We start from the raw sequence: 24543 nt of genomic DNA, 5'->3' as shown, positions 1-24543 counted from the left end.
GAACTTGCGAGCAAAAATAATATATTATTTATTTTATCCACAGTATTTTATAAAAAATTACGATTTTAATCAAATAAATCAGATGATAGATACCTGTCACCTCTATCACAGATAATGGCTACTATAACACCTTTGTCAATTGATTCTGCTATTTGTAAGGCACTATATACGGACCCTCCACTACTCATCCCTGCAAAAATCCCTTCTTCTTTAGCCAACCTTTTAGTGATCTCTTTAGCATTCTTTTCACTCAACTCAATGACCTTATCCACTTTTGATCTATCAAAAAACTTAGGCACGTAATCTGGAGACCATTTTCTAATACCAGGAATTTTAGCCCCATCCTCTGGTTGAGCTCCAACAATAATAATATTTCTGTTTTGTTCCTTCAAATAGGTTGAAACACCCATAATGGTTCCTGTAGTGCCCATAGCGGAGACAAAATGCGTTATTTTTCCATTGGTATCTTTCCAGATTTCCGGCCCAGTTGTTTTATAATGTGATCTCCAGTTGTCATTATTTTCAAACTGATTCAACAGTGTATATCCTTTTTCATCTCTTAAATGAAAGGCCAAATCTCTCGAGCCTTCAATGCCCTTTTCCGCCGAAGTTAAAATAACTTCGGCTCCATAAGCACGCATTGTTTTGACACGTTCTTCAGTTGAATTTTCAGGCATCACAAGAATCATATTCAACCCAAAAAGATTGGCAATAAAAGCTAAAGCAATACCCGTATTTCCGCTTGTTGCCTCCACCAGATAGCCTCCTTTTTTAATATCACCTCTTTTAATCGCCTCGTTAATCATATTAAAGGCCGCTCTATCCTTAACACTCCCGCCCGGATTATTCCCCTCTAATTTTAAAAAAAGTTTGACCCCTTTTTTTGATATTAAATGACTTGCTTCTACTAGCGGGGTATTTCCTATTTGACTTAAGATACCTTTAATGGATTCCATTTTTTTTAGGTCTTATTTTAATTTCTGTTTGGTAGGTAACTAATGAGTTTTCAGGAACAGATTGTGTAATCCACACATTGGCTCCTATAGTACTGTTGGCACCTATGACAATATCGCCCCCTAAAATTGTAGCGTTAGCATAAATGGTGACATGATCTTCAATAGTGGGATGACGTTTGGTAGACTGCATATCTTTTTTAACCTGAAGACCACCAAGGGTAACCCCTTGAAATATCTTCACATTACTTTTGATAATGGCTGTTTCACCTATTACAATACCGGTACCATGGTCAACAAAAAAAGATTCCCCAATTGTAGCGCCTGGATGGATATCAATCCCAGTGATTCCATGCACATATTCACTCATCATTCTTGGAATGATTGGGACTTTTAAAAGGTGTAGTTGATGACTTAATCTGTATATTGAAATGGCATAAAATCCCGGATATGCCAAATAAACTTCTTCAATACAGGTGGAAGCCGGATCATTTTTTAGAAAAGAAACGGCATCTAAATCTAGTTTCCTTCTTATTGTTAAAAACTGCTTTTGGAACTCATCCCATAAATTTTCAGCGTTTTCAACAGAAAGTTTTGATGAAATTTCTAAAAAAGTATTTCTTAAATATTTAGTTTCTTCTTCCAACTCATCAAACAGGTTATAAAACAAGCGTTTTGTAAATGGTTTTATATCCTCTTTTAAGCGTATGTTGTAATTTTTCATGGATTCACATCTCGTTCAGAAAAACAAAATTAGACAATAAAACTTTATTTTATTGATTGAATGACAACTTTTGGGGCTTCTTTACGAGTTCCGTCAAAACCATCAACTCCACTTACAGTAGTATATTTTAAAACATACCTTTTACCAGGATTGATAATTCTATAGGCCGCTTGACACATTAAAGTTGCTTCATGAAATCCACAGAGAATTAATTTTAGTTTTTCAGGATAAATATTCACATCTCCAATAGCAAAAATACCAGGTATATTGGTTTGGTAATTTAAAGTATGATCAACTTTAATGGCATTTTTTTCTATCTCTAACCCCCAATTGGCAATAGGACCTAATTTTGGAGATAAACCGAATAAAGGGATAAAATAATCTGTATCTAATAAGATCTTTTCATCCTCTTTGGTAATAGTAATACCTTCTAACTTCTTATTCCCGTATAAGGCCGTTACCTCAGCGGGTGTAATCAGGTTAATCTTACCTAAAGCCTTTAATTTGCTTACTTTCTCTACAGAATCTAAGGCGCCTCTAAACTCATTCCTTCTATGAATCAGCGTCACTTCAGAAGCCATATCAGCTAGAAATATACTCCAATCCAATGCCGAATCTCCTCCTCCAGAAATCACTACTTTTTTATTTCTGTAAACTTCAGGATCTTTTATAAAATACTCTACTCCTTTTTCTTCGTAATAAGCTATATTTTCAATTAATGGCTTTCTGGGCTCAAAAGACCCTAAGCCACCTGCAATTGCTACTACCGGCGCATGATGCTGTGTCCCTTTGTTGGTGGTTACTATAAATGTTTGGTCTTCTAACTTTTCGATGGTTTCAGCACGTTCTCCTAATGTAAAACCCGGTTCAAATTGTTTCCCTTGTTCTAAAAGATTTTTTGTTAAATCACCAGCCAATATTTCTGGAAACCCCGGAATATCATAAATTGGTTTTTTAGGATATATCTCAGAACATTGACCTCCAGGTTGTGGTAAAGCATCAATTATATGACATTTTAATTTTAATAATCCGGCTTCAAAAACGGTAAATAATCCTGTTGGCCCTGCACCAATAATTAGTATATCTGTTTTAATCATTTTAATCTTCCTTTCTTACAATTAATCCTTTAGTCAATTCGTTTAAAGTGTCTACTTTCTGTTCAAAATCACCTTTAATTGTTTTTCTATAGTCATTTAAATTTTTAACCAAATCATCGACATTCTCTGGAATGACGTCTTCAAAAAACTGACGTAATCTTTTGGCGGTGGTTGGTGATTTTCCATTAGTCGAAATTGCCACTTTTACATTACCTTTTGTAACGATTCCTCCCATATAAAAATCACAAAAAGGGGGATTATCGGCCACATTTACCAAAACACCTCTTTTTCTGCAGTCTTCATATATTTCTATATTGACTTCAGGAACATTGGTAGTTGCAATAACTATGTGATTTCCTTTTAAATATTTTTTGCTATAAACGTCATCTATCAGAGTTACATCTCCTTTTTTTGCCAAATCTGAAGTACCTGCTCTAAACATAGGAGACACCAGTGTTATATGTGCATCTGGACTTGACTTTAAAATAAATGTAAGTTTTTCTTCTGCCACAAAACCGCCTCCTACAATAAGTACTTTTAAATTGTTGAGTTTTAAAAAAACCGGATATAAATTATTTCTTTCCATTCCTTAAACCGCAATAGATTTAATTTTATGATCGTGAATCATAGACGTTAAAGCTACTCTTTTATTTACAACATCCCCTATTATAATAATAGCAGGTGAGGATAATTGTTTTTCTTCAACGACCTTAAGTATATTTTTAATCTTACCATACCCAACTTTTTCGTTTTTAGTAGTTCCATTTTGGATAATGGCAACCGAAGTGTCATCTTTTCCTAAAGATTTATAGATGTCAACAATCTCATTCAATTTCCCCATACCCATAAGAATAACCACTGTAGCTGTTGATTGGGCAGCTAAAACAATATCTTTTGAGAGTTCATGAAATTGAGTAGTCCCAGTAAGCACCCAAAAACTTTCTGAAGCGTCTCTTTTGGTCAATGGAATACCTTGATAAGCCGGGACGGCAAATGACGATGAAATACCGGGAACCATATAGGTTTCAACATCAAATTGCTGGGCATAATCAATTTCTTCAGCACCTCTGCCAAAAATAAAGGGATCACCCCCTTTTAATCTCACTACATGACCATGACTTTTTGCTCTGTTCACAATAAGTTCATTAATTTGTTCTTGCTGAAAAGCATAACAGCCTTTGCGTTTTCCAACAAAAATTGTTTCTGCATTAGGCGATGCATATTTTAGTAACTCTTCATTAATAAGGGCATCATACAAAATGACATCAGCAGATTCAATCGCTTTTATGGCTTTAAGGGTAATCAAATCTGGATCTCCTGGTCCCGCACCAACAACTGTTAACATGGGTGTTTTAGTAATTAACTCCATATAAAAAATTAAATAATATGCCTTTCACCACTGTTACTTTCTTGTTCTTTAATCCTAAAAGCTTTTACTTTATTTAAAAAATGATTCGCATTTTCAATGTATTTAGAGGCAAAAGCTTTTGTAGGAGCATATTCTTTTATTTGGTAAATCATCTCAGAAAAAGGAACTCCTAAATCTAGTTTTCCACTTGAAACAAATGTTTCCTCAAACTGGGTTATAATTCCAGCTTGAGTATTCGTGCTTATATTTTCGGCTAGCAACAGTGCTTTAGCCGAATTGACCATGGAGCTATACGCATGATAAATGGCGCTAGAATAAACTTTATCTTCAAAAGAGGATTTTGCCTCTTCAATTTTTTCTTCACTTTCTAAGAATAAAGTTGAAATCAAATCGATGACCACACCAGCACATTCCCCAACACCAATAGCTTTTTCATATTTTTCAGAGGTTCCCCAATCTATGAAATCTTGTTGGGTAAGATTTGTAACATCTTGTAACTCATTTAATAAGTTATAGAAGTAAGGTTTTCCGGTAAGTTTATAATACTCAACAAAGGTTTTACCTTTTGCATTGGCTTCAAAATCATTTAAAATTTTACGTAAAGCTTCCGGACCTCTTCTGCTTGGAATTTTTACCACTTTATCAGCAAACAAACCGTTTCCATCACCCAAATTACCTCCCCCTAATAACACTTGTAATGCCGGCGCCACTAATTTATCTGGTGTGCGAACTGACATCCCCTGAAACCCAATATTAGCCATCGTATGCTGCCCACAGGCATTCATACAACCACTGATTTTTATGACCAGATCCTTGTTTTCTAAATACCGTGGATATTCGGTTTTAATGACCCGCTCTAATTCTGCAGCAATGCCTGTACTACTCGCAATTCCTAAGTTACAGGTATCTGTACCCGGGCAAGCCGTAATGTCTACTGCTTTATTATAACCCGCTTCAGCAAAACCAAGTTTATCCAATTCGGAGAAAAAAAATGGCACCAAATCTTCCTTCACAAATGGTATTAAAATATTTTGTCTCAAGGTTAATCGAATTTCTCCAGCGGCATATTTTTCTACCAAATCAGCCAACAGTCTTGCTTTATCTGTATAAAAATCTCCTAATAACACTTTTATTCCAACGGCAACATAACCTTCTTGCTTTTGAGGAATGAGATTTGTTGCTTTCCAAGTTTCAAATGCCTGATTATCAATAATCTGAACTTTTGGCGAAGTTACCGAAACTGGTATAGAAGGTTGGTAAGATTCAAAATCAATTGGGACTGATTTAAATTCAATGGCTTTTTGTTCTTCTTCTACTAATGCCTTAAAAGCCTCTAAGCTAATGTCTTTTATTAAGAATTTTATTCTGGCCTTTGCTCTGCTTCTGCGTTCTCCATGACGATCAAAAATCCTTAAAACACCTTCCATGACCGGAATAATTTTATCCGAAGGCAAAAATTTATACAACTCGTCGGCATGCCGTGGTTGCGAACCCAATCCGCCTCCAAGCATCACTTTAAAACCCCGTACTCCCTTTTCAATTTTAGCAATAAAACCCAAATCATGCATGTAGGAAAGTCCGGTATCTTCATCTGATGATGAAAATGACACTTTAAACTTTCTTCCCATTTCCTGACAAATAGGATTTCTTAAAAAGAATTTAAAAACCGCCTCTGCATAAGGTGATACATCAAAAGGCTCCTTAGCATCGATGCCTGCTGTTTCAGATGCTGTGACATTTCTGACCGTATTCCCACAAGCTTCTCTTAAAGTTACCTCATCCTTTTCTAAATCAGCCCAAAGTTGTGGGGTTCTGTTTAAATCGACATGATGAATTTGGATATCCTGACGTGTTGTGATATGCAATCTTCCACGAGAATATTCGTCTGAAACATCGGCTATTCTTCGCAATTGGTGACTTAACACTTTTCCAAAAGGTAATTTGATACGAATCATCTGAACACCCTCTTGGCGCTGGCCATAAACACCACGTGCCAAACGAAGACTTCTAAATTTTTCTTCATCAATTTTACCTGTATTGAACAACTCAATTTTTTGAGCTAATTCAATAATATCCTTTTCGACAATAGGATTTTCTATTTCCGTTCTAAAACTTTGCATGACCGTACCTGACCTTTCCTGAAACAGGAAAGCATTTTTTTATTATTTTCTATTGAATAAACCCTGCTCCAACAGTGTTATTTGTTTGTGTATCAATTAAAATAAACGAGCCATTTGTTCTATGGTTTTTAAACTGGTCATAAAAAATAGGCTTGTTTAATTTGAAGGTTACCTGAGCAATATCATTAACATTAAGCCCTGTAACATCGGTTTCAATTCCTGAATAGTCAGGATTGATTTTATAATGAATTTTATCAACTTTGGCTAAGACCTTATTCACGCCATGTTGTACTATATATTTACCACTTGTGGTTAATTGCGTAGCATCCATCCAGCAAATATTGGCTGTAAATTGTTTATCAATCGTTGGTAAATCTCCATCCTTAACAATCATATCGCCTCTGCTAACATTGATATCATTTTCTAAGGTAATAGTCACTGATGACCGTCTTGAAGCCGTTTGATATTTTTCATTATAAAAGTATATATCTTTTATTTTTGATTTTGTTTGTGATGGTAAAACCACAATATCATCACCTACACTTAATTCACCACCATAAACTTTACCGGCATAGCCCCTAAAATCATGGAAGTCTTCAGTTTTAGGACGTATAACATATTGCACCGGAAATCTTGGTGTCCCAACATTAAATATGTCTTTCTTGTCTAATGCTTCTAAATGTTCCAATAAACTTTGTCCTGTAAACCAGGGCATTTTATCAGATCTGTTCACTACATTGTCTCCTTTTAAAGCACTCACCGGAATAAAGGTAATTTTTTGATCCTGATAATCTCTCTTACTCATTAAGGACTCAAAATCCGCTTTAATTTTATTGTAAATATCTTCAGAATAATCCACTAGATCCATTTTGTTAATGGCCACTACAACATCCTTTATTCGTAATAAATTATTGATAAAGAAATGACGGTTGGTTTGCTCAATAACACCCTTTCTTGCATCAATTAAAATAACAGAGGCTTGTGATGTTGAAGCTCCCGTCACCATGTTCCTTGTATATTCAACATGACCTGGTGTATCAGCAATAATGTAGCTTTTTTTAGCCGTTGAAAAATAGATATGTGCCACATCAATAGTGATCCCTTGTTCTCTTTCCGCTACCAAACCATCCGTTGCTAATGAAAAATCAAGATAATCATAGCCTTTTTGTTTACTGGTTTTTTCAATGGCTTCTAACTTATCGGTGGTTAATGATTTGGTATCATAAAGTATACGTCCAATCAAGGTACTTTTACCATCATCTACACTTCCGGCTGTTGCGATTTTTAATACTTCCATTTTTTATATGAACCTTCTGTAAGAAGGAGTTTTTTTTAAATGTTTTTTCTAAATATTTTAGAAATAGCCTTGTTGTTTACGTTTTTCCATGGCTGCCTCTGAGCGTTTATCATCTATTCTGGCCCCGCGTTCTGAAATAGTAGACTCTCTAATTTCTTGAACCACGCTAGTGATATCAACCGCTTCCGAAAAAACTGCAGCTGTACAACTCATGTCACCAACCGTTCTAAATCTAACCATACGCTCTAAAACTTTTTCATCTTCTTCTTGATAAACATATTCAGAATGAGACCAAATCAATCCATCACGTAAAAACACTTTTCGTTTGTGTGCAAAATAAATAGATGGAATTTCTATTTGTTCCTTTTCAATGTAGGACCAGACATCTAATTCTGTCCAGTTTGAAATAGGAAACACTCTGACGTTTTGGCCATGTTCAATGTCTCCATTTAACATATCAAACAATTCCGGGCGTTGATTTTTTTCATCCCATTGCCCAAAATCATCCCTAACCGAAAAAATTCTTTCTTTAGCTCTGGCTTTTTCCTCATCACGTCGTGCACCACCAATACAGGCGTCAAACTTAAACTCTTCAATAGCATCTAATAGTGTAGTGGTCTGCAATGAGTTTCTGCTTGAATATCTGCCAGATTCTTCTTTTACTCTACCTTCATCAATAGAATCCTGAACATTTCTAACTATTAATTCTAAACCTAATTCCTTTACCAATCTATCTCTAAATTCAATAGTTTCAGGAAAATTATGCCCTGTATCGATATGCATTAATGGAAATGGTACTTTTGCCGGGTAAAACGCTTTTACAGCAAGCCTTACCAAGGTAATTGAATCCTTTCCTCCTGAAAAAAGCAGCACTGGCTTATCAAATTGAGCCGCCACTTCCCTCATAATATATATGGCCTCGTTTTCAAGTGAATTAATATGTGATGTGTCTTTATTCATTTTATCAAATTTCAATTATTCTAGGAGTGTAAACCACACTCTCTGTTTTCTAATGCCTTTGTAGGATCAAAATATTTAAACTCATTAGGTAAACTATACTCTTCTAAATAAGCATCTAAATCAGCGTCCGACCAATAGTAAAACGGACTTACTTTTAAAACGCCGTCTTTACTCATACTGAATACTCCAATGCTGTCTCTGAATGCCGTTTGACCTTTACGCAAGTTTGTGAACCATACTTTAGGTTTATGAGTTTCCATAGCTCTTCTAAATGGTTCTAATTTTACTTGCTCAGAAAATAGGGCGTGTTTTGGATCGTTAACATCAGGAATTCCCATCACAACATCTCTATAAGCTGCTGTTTGTTGTGGCACATATAAGGAGACGATTAATTGTAACTTTTCAATAACCTCATTGGCATGTCTATACGTTTGCGGCGTATTATAACCCGTATCACACCAAACTACATCAACATTTGATTTTACCGCATTAACGGCATGTAAAATAGCCACTTCATAAGGTCTGAAATTTGTGGTAACAACGGCCTCATGACTAAATTCAAATGCTTTTTTAATAATGTCGGATGGCTTTGCTTCTTTATAAAGAAGATTCAATTCAATTAATTGCTCTTTTGTAATCATAATAAATTGTATTATCTACCCCATTTAATTGTATTCCAGATACGCTCATGGAAAAAATATAAAAGCATTTTTGTAACCAGTTCAATAGAACCTATAGAAAAAGCCAATTCTAATTTTCCAGTAATAAACCAGGATATTAAAATGGTATCTACAGTCCCAACAATTCTCCAGCTAACTGACTTGGCTATACTTCTAAAAGGTTTTTCTGTTGCTGCATCAATTTTATATGACGACTTTTCTTTTTCTCTTGAATTAGTTAAAACGTGTCCTATCATTTTACAATGAATTATATTATTCCTATCGATTTAGTAGGAATTACAAAAGTAACACATTTTATTACATACCAAACAATATTAATAATTTTTTAGAATAATGAAATATTTTTAGTTTGAACAGCAGAAAACTAACTAAAAAATAGAATATTTTGAGAAATTGTCAACATTTATTTGGTAGACAAATCTTCCAGTGTAGTGTTTCGAAGGACTTCAAGTGTATTGTCTCTAACCTGAATCATCAATTTATTGACACTACACTTGTTCTCATCGGGACAATCATCACACTTTTCGTAGAAATTTAAACTCACGCAAGGCACCATAGCAATGGGTCCTTCAAGAACACGCATCACATCAGCCATATTAATCTCTGAAGGTTTTTTGATAAGATAATATCCGCCATGTTTTCCCTTTTTTGACCCTAGGCATCCCGACTTTCTTAAGGTCAATAAAATACTTTCCAAAAATTTCTGCGGAATTTGCTCACTTTTGGCAATTTCACCTACTTGCACAGGCTTATTGCCTTCTTGTCTTGCAATATAAGTAAGCGCTTTTAAACCGTATTTAGTTTTTTTAGATAGCATGATGCTAATATACTCAATTTAAAGCTTGCTTCAAATCACTAATGATATCCTCAACATGTTCCAATCCTACCGAAATTCTTACCAATCCATCAGTAATACTAACTTGTAATCTGTCTTCTTCTGATAATTTATTATGCGTCGTAGATGCTGGATGTATGACAATACTTCTGGTATCCCCTAAATTGGCAGACAATGAACACATTTTTATCGCATTTAAAAATTTTCGACCTGCTTCTATGCCGCCTTTTATTTCAAAAGCGACAATATTGCCTCCTAATTTCATTTGCTTTTTAGCCACTTCATATTGTGGATGCGATTTTAAAAACGGGTATTTAACCCAATTTACTTTAGTATGAGATTCCAAAAATTCAGCAACTTTTAAGGCATTTTCACAATGCTTATCAACTCTAACCGACAGGGTTTCCAAACTTTTTGATAAAACCCACGCGTTAAATGGAGATAATGCCGGACCTGTATTTCTGGAAAAAAGATAAATATCTCTAATTAAATCAGCTTTCCCCACGGTAACGCCTCCTAAAACTCTTCCCTGACCATCAATTAATTTAGTAGCAGAATGAATCACCAAATGCGCTCCAAATTTGATGGGCTGCTGTAAATAAGGCGTTGCAAAACAGTTGTCTATAATTAAAATTAAGTTGTGTTTTTTAGCAATACTTCCTAAAAGGTCTAAATCAATTATATCAATGGCAGGATTTGTAGGCGATTCAGCATATAATATTTTAGTGTTAGGTGTTATGAAACTTTCAATGGTTTCTGGTTCATTGATATTAAAATAACTTGTTGAAATATTCCATTTAGGGAAATAGTTAGTAAACAAAGTATGTGTAGAACCAAATACTGAACGTGCCGACACAATATGGTCGCCACTGTTTAATAAAGCTGCAAAGGTAGAAAATACCGCCGCCATGCCCGTCGCAAAAGCATAGCCGCTTTCAGCTCCTTCCATTTTACAAATTTTTTCTACAAACTCACTGGTATTTGGATTTGAAAAGCGGCTATAAATGTTACGCTCCTTTTCTTCTGTGAAGGAAGCACGCATATCTTCAGCATCTTCAAAAACAAAACTTGATGTTAAATACAATGGCGTTGAATGCTCTAAAAAGTCTGTTCGTTCTAATTGCGTGCGAATTGCTTCCGTTTCAAAATTCTTTTTATCCTCATTCATAACATTCTAGTTTATATGTTTTGACAACCTTAAAATATCTCCAAAAACACCTCTGGCAGTCACTTCTGCCCCAGCACCTGCGCCTTGAATAACAATAGGCTGTTCACCGTAAGATTCTGTAAATATTTCAAAAATAGCATCAGAACCTTTAATATGACCTAAAGTACTATCTTTTGGAATAGATACTAATTTTACTTCCAAATTACCTTTATCTTGTGATAAATCACCTGACAAATCTCCAATATATCGCAAAACATGTCCAGGTTTTTGATTGTCCTTTATATTTTGAAATTCACTATCCAATACGTGTAATTGTTTTAAAAATTCAGCCACTGAAATATTTTGGTATTGTTCTGGAATTAAATTCTGCACAGATACATCTTCAAATTCATTTTGTAAATCCAATTCTCTTGCTAAAATTAATAACTTTCTGGCAACATCATTACCAGAAAAATCTTCTCTTGGGTCAGGTTCGGTAAATCCTTTATCAATAGTCTCTTGAACTATGGTACTAAATAGTTTGTTTTGAACAGAAAAATTATTAAATAAATAACTTAAAGTCCCTGAGAAGACTCCTCGTATTCTGGTAATATTTTCTCCTGATTCATGTAATAACTTAATGGTATCAATTAAGGGTAAACCAGCACCAACCGTAGTTTCATATAAATACTGCTTGTTGTGATTTTTTAATTGGCTTCTCAAATCCTCATAAAAAGCATGAGAAATTGTATTGGCTATTTTATTTGAAGATACTAAATCAAATCCAGCCTCAACTAAAGGGATATAATGCTTATAGAAACTGGAGCTTGCCGTATTATCAACTGCAATTAAATTCTCTAAATGATGCTTTTTGGCATAATTAATAATATCATTAATAGAACTTTCCAAAGGCGAAGCTTTTATTTCCTCCTTCCATTTTTTATCCACCCCATTCTTGCTTAAGAATAGTTTTTTTGAATTGGCAATCGCAAAAATATTTAGATTGATCCCTTTCCTTTTTTCAATATCTACTTTTGATTTCAAAATCTGATTTATTAGTGCTCCACCAACTAAACCATGCCCAAAAATAGCGATATTAATTTTTTTAGAAACACCAAAAATCTCACCATGAATTACATTCATAGCTTTATGTAGCTGGCTTTTTTTCACTACTAAACTTACATTTCTTCCTGTAACCGTATTATTGAACAGCAAAGGTGTAATTTGGTTTTTAATAAGCGCATTAAATGGTTTGTGGAATGAACTCAATTCAATACCAATGATAGATATTACTGCAACGTCGTCAACGATTCCTATCTTATTGACATCCTGAGAATAAAAATCATTTTCAAATTCACGCTCTAAAGCGATCACTGCTTTTGTCGCTTTATCTGCATTAATAATTAATCCAATACCTCTTTCAGAAGACCCTTGAGAAATGATACTCACACTGATATCCTGCCCTGCCAGAGCACCAAAAATTCTGGCATCCACACCACTTTTACCTAACAAACCTCGGCCTTCCAAATTTAATAAAGCGACATTATCTAAAACTGATAGAGAGGTTACTTCTTTAGAGTTTGGTTTTGCGGTTATTAAAGTACCTTCATCTTCTGAATTAAAAGTATTTAATATACGTAGATTGATGTTTTTTTCCACCAAAGGAATAATGGTTTTAGCATGTAAAACGGTAGTGCCAAAATTAGCAAGCTCATTGGCTTCACTAAAAGATAACTCACGTATTTTTTGAGCATCCTCAACCAAATCCGGGTTAGCAGTAAAAATACCATTTACATGGGTGTAGTTCTGTAATTCTTCTGCATCTAAATAATTGGCAATTAATGCTGCGGTATAGTTACTTCCATTTCTTCCAAGGGTTGTCGTTTCGTTTTGAGCGTTACTGGCAATAAAACCAGTAACTATTTTCACGACCTCATCAGGACTGTTTTTATAGAAGTTTTTGACATTATCTTTTGATAAATTGGCAATAGGTTTTGCGTTTCCAAAATTACCATCCGTCTTTATTAATGCTCTGGAATCAACGGCTAATGCTTTAATATTTTTAGCATTTAATAAACCTGAGACCATTTTTACAGAAAGTAATTCCCCTTGAGCCAAAATTTCATCTTTTGTTTTTTGACTGTAATCCCCCAACAAACTTACCCCTTCAAATAATTTGTCTAATACTGAAAATTCTTTTGAAAAATCAATGTCTTTTAAAGGTTCTAATTGACATGCTTTAAAGACTTCTAAATCTTCCTTATATCTTAACCCTTTTGAAGCTTTACTAAGGATAGTCTCCAGTTCATCCGTAGCCGCGCCTCTTGCCGAGACTACCACCGTAATTTTTTCACCAGCAAGTATTTTCGTTTCAATAATATTTAAAACGGCCTTGAGACCTTTTCCATTGGCTAGAGATTTCCCTCCAAACTTTAATACTTTCATTTTTTTTCTTTTAGAATTTGGCACAAAAATGCCTTCTATAATTTTTTCCAATTGCTCATATTCCATTAAAAAAGCATCATGCCCATGCACCGAATGGATTTCATTATAAGTGACATTAGGATTTGTTACTGCAAGTTGTTTGTGTGTTTGCCTGTTTTCTTCTGCTGTAAAAAACAAATCAGAATCAACACCAACAATATGAATATTGGCATGAATATTTTCTAATACATTAAAATCCTTGGATCTATTTTTAGTAACATCAATAGTCTTTAAAAGTTGATTCATTAATTTATAAGCCGACAACTGAAACCGCTCTTGCAATTTTTTACCATGATGCAACAACCAACTCTCCACATTAAAAATTTCCAATTCGTCATTTTTTGATCTCTGGAAACGCTCATTAAATGATTCTGGCGTTCTATAACATAACATGGCATGCATTCTGGCATCATGAACCGGATTTTTAGAATTCAATAAAAACTGTTCTTGAATCTGGCAATTGGCTATCAACCAATCTGTAGATTTCCAATCAGTAGCAACAGGAATTAAATGCTCTGTAATGTATGGAGCTAAGACTGCCATTTCCCATGCAATTCCACCTCCTAAAGAACCCCCTATAACGGCAAAAAGGTTTTCTATTTTTAATTCCTTTAATCCGATTAAAAACAAGCGAGCGATATCTCGGGCAACAAAATCTTTGTAATTTTCAATCACAAAAGTGTCAAACCCATTTCCGGGAATATTAAATGCCAGAACCGTATAGATTTTGGTGTCAATAACTTTATCATCACCTATAAGGTCTTTCCACCAGCCATCTTCTCCTGCCACATTACTATTTCCGGTTAAAGCATGATTCACTAAAACAATGGGTGCTTCACCTAAGGGTAAACCAAATAATTGATAGCTTAATTTTATTTCAGAATTTTCAGTCTTGTTTTCTGTTATAAAATCTTTGACAATAATATGTTGCAAGGTCTTTTTCAAGATGGGTCTTTTATTTAAATTTTACTGAAAGCTTCTTTTAAATCAGCCTTTAAATCTTCAATAGCTTCAATTCCAACAGACAAGCGAATTAAATCTTTAGAAACGCCAGTAGACTCCTGTTCGCTGTCAGTTAATTGCTGGTGTGTGGTACTTGCCGGATGAATAATGAGTGATTTTGTGTCACCAATATTTGCCAACAATGAAAATAATTTTGAATTATCAGCAATTGCTTTTGCAGCATCATAACCACCTTTAGCGCCGAAGGTCACAATGCCACTTTGACCTTTTGGTAAATATTTAGCCGCTAGGGCATGATACTTGCTCGATTTTAAACCCGGATAATTTACCCAAGCTACCTCATCTTGTTTTTCTAACCATTTTGCAAGCTCTAAAGCATTTTCGCTGTGTTGTTTTATTCTAACAGGTAAGGTTTCCAAACCTTGAATAATTTGAAAAGCATTGAATGGACTTAAAGCACCTCCAAAATCTCTTAAACCTTCCAAAATTAATTTAAAAGTATAAGCTGCAGCACCTAAGGCTTCACTGTACACCAAACCATGATAACCAGCAGAAGGTGTTGTAAATTCTGGAAATTTACCATTGGTCCAATCAAATGTGCCGGCATCAACAATAGCGCCTCCTAATGAATTTCCTTGTCCTCCTATATATTTCGTCAACGAATGAATCACAATATTAGCACCATGCTTAATCGGATTTAATAAGGCTGGTGTTGCAACGGTATTATCAACTATAAAAGGAACCCCAGCGGCTTTGGAATGTTCAGCAATCGCCTCCAAATCTAATACATCTAATTTTGGGTTTCCTAAGGACTCTACAAAAAAGGCTCTGGTATTTTCTTTAACAGCATCCTTGAAATTATCAGGATTATCTGCATTAACAAATGTTGTTGTGATGCCTAATCTTGGCAAAGTTACTTTCAATAAGTTATAAGTTCCACCATACAGACTACTTGATGCCACTATATGATCTCCTGCTTTTAGCAATGTTAAAAGACCCGTTGAAATAGCTGCGGTTCCTGAAGCAAATACAACTGCACCTACACCGCCTTCAATAGCTGCCAAACGCTGTTGTAAAATATCATTAGTAGGATTATTTAATCTAGTATAAATAAAGCCTAATTCCTTTAATGAAAACAGGTTTGCCGCATGGTCTGAATTGTTAAAAACATACGACGTTGTTTGATAAATTGGAACTGCTCTCGTTCCGCCATTTGCGGTGACGTCATGTCCTGCATGCAATGCCTGTGTGGCTAAATTTCGTGTACTCATTTTTCTAGTTTTTTTGAGTTAATAAATAATTAAAACAAAAGCCAAATGCATCAAAATTGATGTACTTAATAGAAAAACGTTAAAAAGAAACTATAAAATTACTGTCAGTAATTTTTTTCTAGTTATCTATCTAAAACAGCAATTATTACTATTTAAGTAGAATTTAGCACCTTCTTTACGAATAAAGGGTTGCTAAGGTTTCACAGGGTCTAATCCCTCCACCTTTCTTGATAACATTTCAATAAGCTATTGAACTTTGTGAGTACAAATATTCAGTTAGAAAAATTTAAAATCCTAATTTTTATCGAAAAAAAAAGAAAAATTATTATTTCCTCAGCAAATTCGCTTCAAATTTTTCTTTTATTACTAATCCAATTGGTTTACTGTCTATTTTTGATTCTAACCACGAAATTATATCTAAATATAAGAAAGCTCTACTTTGATAAGGATCCTCTTCAAACTCTTTTAATTTATCATGAAGTTTAACAAATTCGCCTTTAACTTCATGTGGAAAAATATCCCCTAATTTTCTCAAAAATTTGATGATTTCCTTCTGGACCTCATAAAGATCCTCCATTTTAATTAAAAATTTAAAAGTGCTTTTTATAAGTGCTTCCAAATTGTAATCCAAACCTGCTTCATAATGAGCCACTAAGTTTAAAATACGGGCAAAACACAATAAGTCTTCTCTCATTTCAAGGGACTTATTATCAATTATTTTTTCTAAAAAGAAGATGCATTTTTTATTTTCGCCTGCACCAAAGTAAAGACTCGCAATTTTATAGTAAAACACCATGACGTGGTGCTCATCAATTCTATCTTGATATTTTTTTAAATTATCCAAGACCACATTTACCATTGGTAAACCTTCTTGAAAACTACCTTCAATAAAATGTAAATTGAATTTGTTATTATAAACATATAGGAAGGCCAAACCTTCAACGTTGTCATCTAATGGAAACCACGATTCTTTAGTTATGGTTTCTAATTCATTCAAGGTTGACTTAAATTTTTCATAATGCCTTAAATAGAATAAAGACTCTAATAAGTAATGATTCCCTTTAAGAAAAAAAACCGGATTTAAAACAATCTGGTCTTGATTATCATAAAACAAAGTCACCCATTTTGATGAATATTTATAACATGCCAAAAAATCCTGCGTTAAAAAACTATACCATAAATGCGCTTTATAAAGCCATAATTTCTCTCTAAAACCTAAAGTATTAATATCGTATTTAGGAAGCCTGTCATTAAAATATTTAGTGATTCTTTTGTTCTCTTTGTCATTTTTAACATAGCCAGTTTTTAAAAATAAACCATATAACTGAAGAGATAAATTTGACAATTTACTAGCCAAAACATTTTGCTGACTTAGCTCTTTTGCCTGAATGGTTAATTCGTCAGCCCTGCTGCTTATACTTCTGGTTATATATTGTGATTCAATAACTTTTTCCAGTTCCACAATTTCATAAGCAATATTTTTTTCTTCATTGGCAATCGCTAAACTTTTAGCCTTATCTAATATTTTTAAACTTTGCTTATATAATCCTTTATGATAAAGTATAGTAGCAAAATCTAATTGCTCTCTAATCTGAATTCTAATATTTTGATGTGACGGGTTGAGTCTTAAACTAATAAGAATTTGTTTGTATAGATGTGCTTTTAAATTTGACAATTGCTGTTTTTTAACAACGCCCTTTTTAAGAATAGTAGATTCATCATAAAAAGGAAGTTTTTCTAAAATATTGAAGAGCGTTAAAAATTTTGAATCTTCATTGACGCCTAATCTACCAACATAAAGTTTAAACTGTCGCTTCTCTGATTTTGACAGTGATTTTATTAACACAAACAGATTATCTTTTTGCTCTTTTGTCATAGTTGTAAAAATAACACTAAATAACTGAAATACAATAAATTAAACTTCTTATAAATAGGTTAAACATCGTAATAAAAACATGTTGTATACGACATTTACGAAACCAAAATATACATTCGTAATACAATAAGAAAATTTATTTGAATAAATGTTAGATAAGAACGTACAAATTTTTGATACCACGTTGAGGGATGGAGAGCAAGTTCCTGGTTGTAAACTAAATACAGAACAGAAATTAATAATAGCTGAGCAGCTTGATTTATTAGGTGTTGATGTGATTGAAGCGGGTTTTCCGGTTTCAAGTCCAGGTGATTTCAAATCAGTTGAAGCCATATCAAAATTAATAAAACATGCCACCGTTTGTGGACTAACCAGATCTGTTGAAAATGACATAAAAGTGGCTGCTGAAGCCTTGAAATACGCTAAAAAACCAAGAATTCATACAGGTATTGGTACTTCAGATTCTCATATAAAATTTAAATTTAAATCAAATCAAGAAGAAATTTTAAAACGTGCTTTTGAAGCCGTTAAATATGCCAAATCTTTCGTTGAAGATGTAGAATTTTACGCTGAAGATGCAGGAAGAACTGACAATGAGTATTTAGCCAGAGTTTGTGAAACGGTTATTAAAGCTGGGGCAACGGTACTAAATATCCCAGACACTACGGGTTATTGCTTACCGCATGAATATGGTGCAAAAATAAAATATTTAAGAGAAAATGTGCGGGGAATTGAAAAAGCTGTTTTATCTTGTCATTGTCATAATGATTTAGGTTTAGCAACGGCCAATTCAATTGAAGGGGTCATTAACGGTGCTAGACAAATTGAATGTACCATTAATGGAATAGGCGAACGCGCTGGAAACACCGCTCTTGAAGAAGTTGTCATGATATTAAAACAACACCCATATTTAAAATTAGACACTAATATTAAAACAGAAATGCTTTATGGTATTAGCCACTTAGTCTCTGATAGTATGGGTATTTACACACAACCAAATAAAGCTATAGTTGGTGCCAATGCTTTTGCTCACAGTTCTGGTATTCATCAGGATGGTGTTATTAAAAACCGGGAGACCTATGAAATCATTGATCCAAAAGATGTGGGCGTTACAGAATCATCCATTGTTTTAACAGCCAGAAGCGGGAGAGCTGCTTTGGCTTACAGAGCTAAAAATATTGGTTATGAATTAACAAAATTACAACTGGATGAAATTTATTCTAACTTTTTAGATTTTGCTGATAAAAAGAAAGAAGTAGATGATTCAGATATCCATCAAATAATAGAGTCTAGTATAGTGTATAAGGAAATTATTTCAGCATAAACGTATAATAAAAAATGAAACTACATATTGCCGTTTTACCTGGTGATGGCATTGGACCAGAAGTTACCTCCCAAGCCGTAAAAGTTTTAAAAGCCATTGCCATGGAGTTTGGTCACATATTTACTTTTGAATATGGTTTAATTGGTGGTGCAGCTATTAAAAAATCAGGAACGGCCCTACCAGAAGAGACACTTTCAATATGTAAAAAAGCAGATACCATTCTTTTTGGAGCCATCGGAGAACCTAAATATAATTTTGACCCCGACGCCAAAGTAAGACCAGAACAAGGGCTTTTAAAATTGCGTAAAGAACTTGATTTGTTTGCTAACATAAGACCTGTTATTGCTTATGAAGACCTCTTAAATCATTCTCCTTTAAAGAATAAGTGTATTAAAGATACTGATATCATTATTTATCGTGAATTAAGCGCCGGGATTTATTACGGTGACAAAACTTTAAGTGAAGATGGACAATCGGCTTCAGATGTTTGTCAGTACAATCGATTTGAGATCGAGCGCATTGCCCATTTAGCGTTTAAAGCAGCTCAGTCAAGACAACGAAAACTTACTTTAGTTGACAAGGCTAATGTTCTTGCTAGCTCCAGGCTTTGGCGCAAAGTGATCATGGAGATGGCTCCTCAATACCCTAATGTTACTCTAGATTTCTATTATATAGATAATGCCGCCATGCAACTCATTTTAAATCCGAGACAGTTTGATGTTATTTTAACCGAAAACATGTTTGGTGATATTCTTTCTGAGGAAGCAAGTGTTATCGTGGGCTCTATTGGTTTATTAGCTTCGGCCTCATTAGGCCCTAAATACGCCATGTTTGAACCTATTCATGGTGCTTATTCCAAAGCTACTGATAAAGGTATTGCAAACCCTATTGCCTCTATTTTATCTGCTACCATGTTGTTGGATCATTTTGGATTGTTAGACGAAGCCTCTTTAATCAGAAAGGCCATTAAAAAATCTTTAAAACTGCATATTACAACGCCAGATTTAAATACAAAGTATGATAATATCTCAACCAGTAAAGTTGGTGATTTTATAGAAGATTTTATTAATCACCCAGAAGAAACAAATTTAAACTTTAAAAACATACATCTAGGACAGTCCACAATCATTTAAATATTTGAGTTAGTCACGCAAACCAATAAATATTATGGATTATAAAAGAGCATTCTCAAGATGCTCTTTTCTTATAGTACCCGTTTTAAGGAAAAAGGTTGTTTATATAAGGTTAAAAGGGCTCCAATAATAATGACATTCTTAAAAATATACTGTCCTAATAAAGTAAATACTACGGGTGAATGATTAAATGACAAATTTGGAAAAAATATAAATGGTGTAAATGTCAAAACCATATGTACTAAAGCCAAAATAATTACGGGCTTTCTAATCATATTTAAAATTCAAAAGGCCCCAATAAAAGTTTCCCAAATGGCCAGTAAAATAATAGCAACATTAGTTGGAATAAAGCCAAAAGTCAGGACCTCTATAGTGTTTTTAGCCAAATCTTCAGCCGGACTTAAGTGTGCGAAAAACTTTACCAAACCATAAATAAACGAGTCCTATGGTGATTGCCAGAATATGGTTGTTTGAAATTTTCTCTTTAATTTTCATATGATATCTATTGTTTTTTAAGTCAAACTTTTATTAAATTATTGCTGAAATTTATTAAAAAAATCATTTTTGGAACTTCAGCGTGGTTTATTGATTTTTTTAACAAATTAGGCTCCAACAATCATTCTTGAGTACTTTCCAAAAAGTTTTTTAGAAACAGCAACTAAAGCCATACATATCAACAGGACTGCGGAAAAAAGAATAACAGCTCCCAAAACCACATTCCACGGATTCATGGTATTGGATTTTAAAAGAAATATAAACCATGGAGATATGGCATATAAAATAGACCCATGAATAAAATAAATTGAGAAAGAATCGCTTGCTATAGGCTTTAACCATTTAGGTTGTTTATCCTCGAGGGATTTAAACAGCAAAATAAAAACGATTGCAAAACTAATTTTCTGAATATAGAAAACCGTTTCTTTAAGAGACACTAGTCCTAAATAATCGATATCATTAAGATAAAAATAAAATAATCCGGCAGAACTGATAAGCACCATGATGCCAAAGAGAAATTTATAATTGTTAAGCCAACTTAATTTCTTGTTTAAATCAACTCCTAAAAACATTCCTAAGGCATAAGCGCCTGTGAAATAAATCATGGTTTCAAAACTTAAACGATACTCGGTTAAATTTTGAATTCTTGATATAAAAAGCGGTGTTATTATAATTAAAAAGAATAGCGTTTTGGTTATTGAATTCTTTCTTTGAAGGAATTCTAAAACGGGGGTCATTAAATAAAGAAACATTAAAACCGGAATGTACCATAAGGCAAAATTGGCTTTTCCAAAAATAAAATTCATCCCGACCTTTGAGATCACTACTTGAAACCCATCTTGAAAGCTTAAAATCTGACTAAAATTTATTTTAATAATCGTAAGTATAACAGTAAAAAACAAATAAGGCAGGACAATGTGTTTTAGCTTACTCTTATAAAATTTAAAAAACCCTCTTGGTTTTAAAATTTTCGAAAACAACAATCCGGAAATCATAGCAAAGTAAAGCGTGCTATCATGGTAAAACACTTCACTTATTATCAGTATTGGTTTTGAAATATCAAAAACGCCATAAGCACCAATACAGGCTGCTGCAACTGCATGCCCAAATACAATTTTTAAAATGGCAAGACCTCTAAAACTATGCAGGTAACCTAAAAATTCAGGTGTGTTTTTGTCAGGCATTTATTTTTCAAAGCAAATTAGAGTTATAAAGCAAGTTAACTAATTTTATGACACCATCTTAGGCGATAAACCAACTTTACTCAAATATTAATTCAACTTAAATTCAGTTTTTTAAAATTTAGTTTTACGCTTTAACAAATTCCTCAAAAGCATCATTGTAGTAAATAGTAATTTCAGTTCCCTTTACAATAGCCGTTTTAGCAACAAAGGTTTGAATTAAATTATCAAAATCTCTAATTTTTACTTCGGCATTCGGGGAACTACTATGATTAAAAAAGCTACCCGCATCGCTGATACAAATCGCATCATACTCTTCTGTCCAAGGAAATTGAAGTGTTGCCAATACTTCTGGCAAATTTTCATTAATATGAATCAATGCCATATGACTCTTAACCAGTACTTCTCCTTTTTCAATTTTGCGCGATGCAAAAACGCCTTTTCCATGGAGTAGAGATGGTTTTACTTCAACTAAATCTGTCATTAATTTATTTGAGATTTAAAATTCTTAAATGTGAATGAGCCAAAGGTAAAAGGATTTTCTCTAACATAACAACTTTGTGATAAGTAAAAAATTGTTGGTTCGTTTAACGGTTTGTATATAAAAAGTAGCTCCTTAAGGCGTCACCATCTTTCCAGCTAGTATAAATATATTAAAAAAAGCGCAAGCTTCAATGACTTGCGCTTAATTAGCTATTTTTCATATACGTTGTTGTAGATGGTCTTTTTCGATGCAGTTATCCAATTTAAACTAAATCTATTATCTAACTACTCTAAAGAATTCATGTTTTTCACTTTTTTGAGCTGAAATATATTAAAGCACCACCTGCTAAAGCAAGGTCTTTTAATAAATTTGTCATATGCATTTGTACCATTTCTCCACCTGCCAATATACCTGGTAAATGGATTGTTAACAAAAAAACCAAAAGCAAGACTGCTAATAAAAACTAGTCCACTCATCCAGTTTTTGGATTATAATACTAACTCCTGCTCAAATTAATGACAATCCTGTAAGGTATATCCAAAATACTCCTCCAGATATCGCAACCATTCCTGCCATTGCACTTGCATTTAAAAAGTGGAACAGTCCAAAAATTACCATCGGTATGGCATATAAATATTTACCAATTTTACTGATATTAAAAATTATAGTTTTCATTTTATTATGTTTTAAAATTATTGGTTCACTTATTTTGTTTTATTGAACATATAACGTGCTATTTTCCATGTGCCATTTTCTTTTTCAAAAACAAATAATTCTCTGTTTTCTTCAGGTACTGTTTCACCTGTGGCATGAATTAATGTCGACCCTTTGGAGCTTGTAACGGCGTAGGCAAAGGTGTTTTCAATCGTAATTTCTTCGATAAAAAACTCAATGTTTAATTGAATTTGAGAGAAAACAAATTCGTATGCGCCTTTAATTTGTTCTGTACCAATTGCTGAAGGTGCTCCTGTAGGCATAAATATGCCATCTTTCGTATATAATGACGTTGCTTTATCTGCATTAGACGTGTTTAATGTTCCTTTATAAGTCATTAATAAACTTTCAATTTCTTGTTTTGCTAATTTTTCCATTGTTTCTGTTTTTTCAAGGTTTGAACTATTATTTACTTTTTCTGTTTTTTGGTTGCAAGACACTAATACCATTAGTATGATTGCTGAAATGATGGTTTTTTTCATTTTAATTTTGTTTTAACCAATTATTCAATGAGTTGAAGTCATCCGTAGCAATTTCCTTAGCCAAATGAATTTGTGCTTCTGAATTTGGTCCCATATAAGTATGAGCTTCAAAATAGGCTAGCATTTGGGCAATTTCTCCTGCTCCTTCAAAAAAGGTGGAAAACACTTCCACAGCAACTTGATTAAAGCTATACTCTTTTCCATTGGCCTTCAAGATTTCCAAAATGTCGTTGAAGCTATTAAACTCTGTTGCAAGAGATAAATAACTGCCATTCCCAACTTTTTCAGGGTTTAAAAATGCTCCTGCAACTACTTTCCCAAGGTCGTTGATATCCGACATGTGAATAGCTTTTTTAGTTGGGTCAATAGGAAGTGTCCAACCCATTGAACCGTCTTGTTGAGGTTGCGCCCCCATTTGTCCTGTAAGATTTTGGAAATAGAAGGGAGGTTGAACGAAAGTGTAGTTTTCGAACCCAGCCTCTTTTACTAACTTATCTACTCTAGCCTTGCCGGTAAAATGAGGAACATCAAATTTACCATGGCTTATTTTTTCCACATCTGGAAGTGTTGACCAAATAAAGTGATTAACTCCTGCATTTTTTGCTGCTTGAATAGCCATTTTACCCTGAGCAATTTCATCTGCACCCTCCCAGAAGTTGGTAACCACAAATACACCATAAGATCCTTTAAAAGCTTCTGTTAGGGAGTTTAAATCAGTAAGGTCAGCCTTCACAACTTCATTCTCTTCGCCCGAAAACTTGTCCGGGTTTCTTGAAATGGCTCTTACCTTAAAAGTACCTTCTTTAATTAATGCATTGACCACACCTTTACCTTGTGAACCAGTTGCTCCGATTACTGTAATTGTTTTATTTTCCATCTTTAATTATTTTTAGTAATTATTACAATACAAAGATGCGATGCATTAGTTGGTTGCACCTATAAGGTAGTTTAAGA

22 protein-coding genes and 1 riboswitch are annotated in these 24543 nt (G+C 33.7%); of the genes, 2 read left to right on the top strand and 20 right to left on the bottom strand.

What is annotated here, in order from left to right; translation table 11 throughout:
- Positions 1 to 65 precede the first annotated feature (65 nt).
- The 15 genes from cysM to V8G56_RS08075 form a co-directional block, all read right to left on the bottom strand.
- Entirely contained in the window at positions 66 to 956 is an 891-nt protein-coding gene (cysM, locus tag V8G56_RS08145; protein ID WP_395437950.1) for a cysteine synthase CysM, read from the bottom strand.
- The gene (epsC, locus tag V8G56_RS08140; protein ID WP_395437949.1) at positions 943 to 1677 is read right to left on the bottom strand and encodes a serine O-acetyltransferase EpsC; all 735 of its coding nucleotides are present in this window, start codon (positions 1675 to 1677) and stop codon (positions 943 to 945) included. Before epsC ends, cysM begins: the two co-directional genes overlap by 14 nt.
- A 44-nt stretch (positions 1678 to 1721) precedes the next feature.
- Positions 1722 to 2774, bottom strand: coding sequence for an NAD(P)/FAD-dependent oxidoreductase (locus tag V8G56_RS08135; RefSeq protein ID WP_395437948.1), 1053 nt, complete (start codon positions 2772 to 2774; stop codon positions 1722 to 1724).
- Between the two features lies 1 nt (position 2775).
- Positions 2776 to 3360, bottom strand: coding sequence for a precorrin-2 dehydrogenase/sirohydrochlorin ferrochelatase family protein (locus V8G56_RS08130; protein ID WP_395437947.1), 585 nt, complete (start codon positions 3358 to 3360; stop codon positions 2776 to 2778).
- A 3-nt stretch (positions 3361 to 3363) separates the two neighbouring features.
- Positions 3364 to 4143, bottom strand: a complete 780-nt coding sequence (cobA, locus tag V8G56_RS08125) for a uroporphyrinogen-III C-methyltransferase (protein ID WP_395437946.1) — start codon at positions 4141 to 4143, stop codon at positions 3364 to 3366.
- An 8-nt stretch (positions 4144 to 4151) separates the two neighbouring features.
- Positions 4152 to 6263 (bottom strand): HEPN domain-containing protein, encoded by a 2112-nt coding sequence (locus tag V8G56_RS08120; protein WP_395437945.1) that lies wholly within the window; start codon positions 6261 to 6263, stop codon positions 4152 to 4154.
- 49 nt (positions 6264 to 6312) lie between these two features.
- Positions 6313 to 7560 (bottom strand): sulfate adenylyltransferase subunit 1, encoded by a 1248-nt coding sequence (locus tag V8G56_RS08115; RefSeq protein WP_395437944.1) that lies wholly within the window; start codon positions 7558 to 7560, stop codon positions 6313 to 6315.
- A gap of 57 nt (positions 7561 to 7617) precedes the next feature.
- Positions 7618 to 8520: a sulfate adenylyltransferase subunit CysD gene (gene cysD, locus V8G56_RS08110; RefSeq protein WP_395437943.1), complete on the bottom strand. Its 903-nt coding sequence runs from the start codon at positions 8518 to 8520 to the stop codon at positions 7618 to 7620.
- A 20-nt stretch (positions 8521 to 8540) separates the two neighbouring features.
- A complete protein-coding gene (locus tag V8G56_RS08105; RefSeq protein ID WP_395437942.1) occupies positions 8541 to 9161 on the bottom strand; it encodes a phosphoadenosine phosphosulfate reductase domain-containing protein in 621 nt (206 codons plus the stop codon).
- Between the two features lie 11 nt (positions 9162 to 9172).
- Positions 9173 to 9436 (bottom strand): DUF2061 domain-containing protein, encoded by a 264-nt coding sequence (locus V8G56_RS08100; RefSeq protein ID WP_395437941.1) that lies wholly within the window; start codon positions 9434 to 9436, stop codon positions 9173 to 9175.
- A gap of 167 nt (positions 9437 to 9603) precedes the next feature.
- On the bottom strand, positions 9604 to 10017 hold the full coding sequence (locus tag V8G56_RS08095) for an RrF2 family transcriptional regulator (protein WP_395437940.1): 414 nt from the start codon (positions 10015 to 10017) through the stop codon (positions 9604 to 9606).
- 13 nt (positions 10018 to 10030) lie between these two features.
- Positions 10031 to 11203, bottom strand: coding sequence for a trans-sulfuration enzyme family protein (locus V8G56_RS08090; protein ID WP_395437939.1), 1173 nt, complete (start codon positions 11201 to 11203; stop codon positions 10031 to 10033).
- Between the two features lie 6 nt (positions 11204 to 11209).
- The gene (thrA, locus tag V8G56_RS08085; RefSeq protein WP_395437938.1) at positions 11210 to 14611 is read right to left on the bottom strand and encodes a bifunctional aspartate kinase/homoserine dehydrogenase I; all 3402 of its coding nucleotides are present in this window, start codon (positions 14609 to 14611) and stop codon (positions 11210 to 11212) included.
- 14 nt (positions 14612 to 14625) lie between these two features.
- Positions 14626 to 15900 carry an O-acetylhomoserine aminocarboxypropyltransferase/cysteine synthase family protein gene (locus tag V8G56_RS08080; protein ID WP_395437937.1) on the bottom strand — a complete coding sequence of 425 codons (1275 nt, stop codon included), beginning with the start codon at positions 15898 to 15900 and terminating at the stop codon, positions 14626 to 14628.
- Between the two features lie 119 nt (positions 15901 to 16019).
- Positions 16020 to 16137, bottom strand: a riboswitch (SAM riboswitch).
- An 88-nt stretch (positions 16138 to 16225) separates the two neighbouring features.
- Entirely contained in the window at positions 16226 to 17776 is a 1551-nt protein-coding gene (locus tag V8G56_RS08075) for a hypothetical protein (protein WP_395437936.1), read from the bottom strand.
- A 148-nt stretch (positions 17777 to 17924) separates the two neighbouring features.
- Here V8G56_RS08075 and V8G56_RS08070 point away from each other — a divergent pair, with 148 nt between their 5' ends.
- Positions 17925 to 19100 (top strand): 2-isopropylmalate synthase, encoded by a 1176-nt coding sequence (locus V8G56_RS08070; protein WP_395437935.1) that lies wholly within the window; start codon positions 17925 to 17927, stop codon positions 19098 to 19100.
- Between the two features lie 14 nt (positions 19101 to 19114).
- The gene (gene leuB / locus V8G56_RS08065) at positions 19115 to 20233 is read left to right on the top strand and encodes a 3-isopropylmalate dehydrogenase (protein WP_395437934.1); all 1119 of its coding nucleotides are present in this window, start codon (positions 19115 to 19117) and stop codon (positions 20231 to 20233) included.
- Between the two features lie 602 nt (positions 20234 to 20835).
- Here the strand turns inward: leuB and V8G56_RS08060 are convergent.
- The 5 genes from V8G56_RS08060 to V8G56_RS08040 all read right to left on the bottom strand — a co-directional run bounded on the left by V8G56_RS08060 (position 20836) and on the right by V8G56_RS08040 (position 24466).
- Entirely contained in the window at positions 20836 to 21912 is a 1077-nt protein-coding gene (locus V8G56_RS08060; protein ID WP_395437933.1) for an acyltransferase family protein, read from the bottom strand.
- A 124-nt stretch (positions 21913 to 22036) separates the two neighbouring features.
- A complete protein-coding gene (locus tag V8G56_RS08055; protein WP_395437932.1) occupies positions 22037 to 22393 on the bottom strand; it encodes an SET domain-containing protein in 357 nt (118 codons plus the stop codon).
- A gap of 507 nt (positions 22394 to 22900) precedes the next feature.
- A complete protein-coding gene (locus tag V8G56_RS08050) occupies positions 22901 to 23068 on the bottom strand; it encodes a hypothetical protein (RefSeq protein WP_395437931.1) in 168 nt (55 codons plus the stop codon).
- 29 nt (positions 23069 to 23097) lie between these two features.
- The gene (locus V8G56_RS08045) at positions 23098 to 23589 is read right to left on the bottom strand and encodes a YybH family protein (RefSeq protein ID WP_395437930.1); all 492 of its coding nucleotides are present in this window, start codon (positions 23587 to 23589) and stop codon (positions 23098 to 23100) included.
- Between the two features lies 1 nt (position 23590).
- The gene (locus V8G56_RS08040) at positions 23591 to 24466 is read right to left on the bottom strand and encodes an NmrA/HSCARG family protein (RefSeq protein WP_395437929.1); all 876 of its coding nucleotides are present in this window, start codon (positions 24464 to 24466) and stop codon (positions 23591 to 23593) included.
- Between the last annotated feature and the right edge of the window lie 77 nt (positions 24467 to 24543).

It is taken from the genome of Gaetbulibacter aquiaggeris (assembly GCF_044003965.1).
In the GTDB taxonomy this organism is placed as follows: Bacteria; Bacteroidota; Bacteroidia; order Flavobacteriales; family Flavobacteriaceae; genus Yeosuana; species Yeosuana aquiaggeris.
The sequence above is the reverse complement of the archived record's forward strand: the minus strand, read 5'-3'. Positions and strand labels throughout refer to the sequence as shown.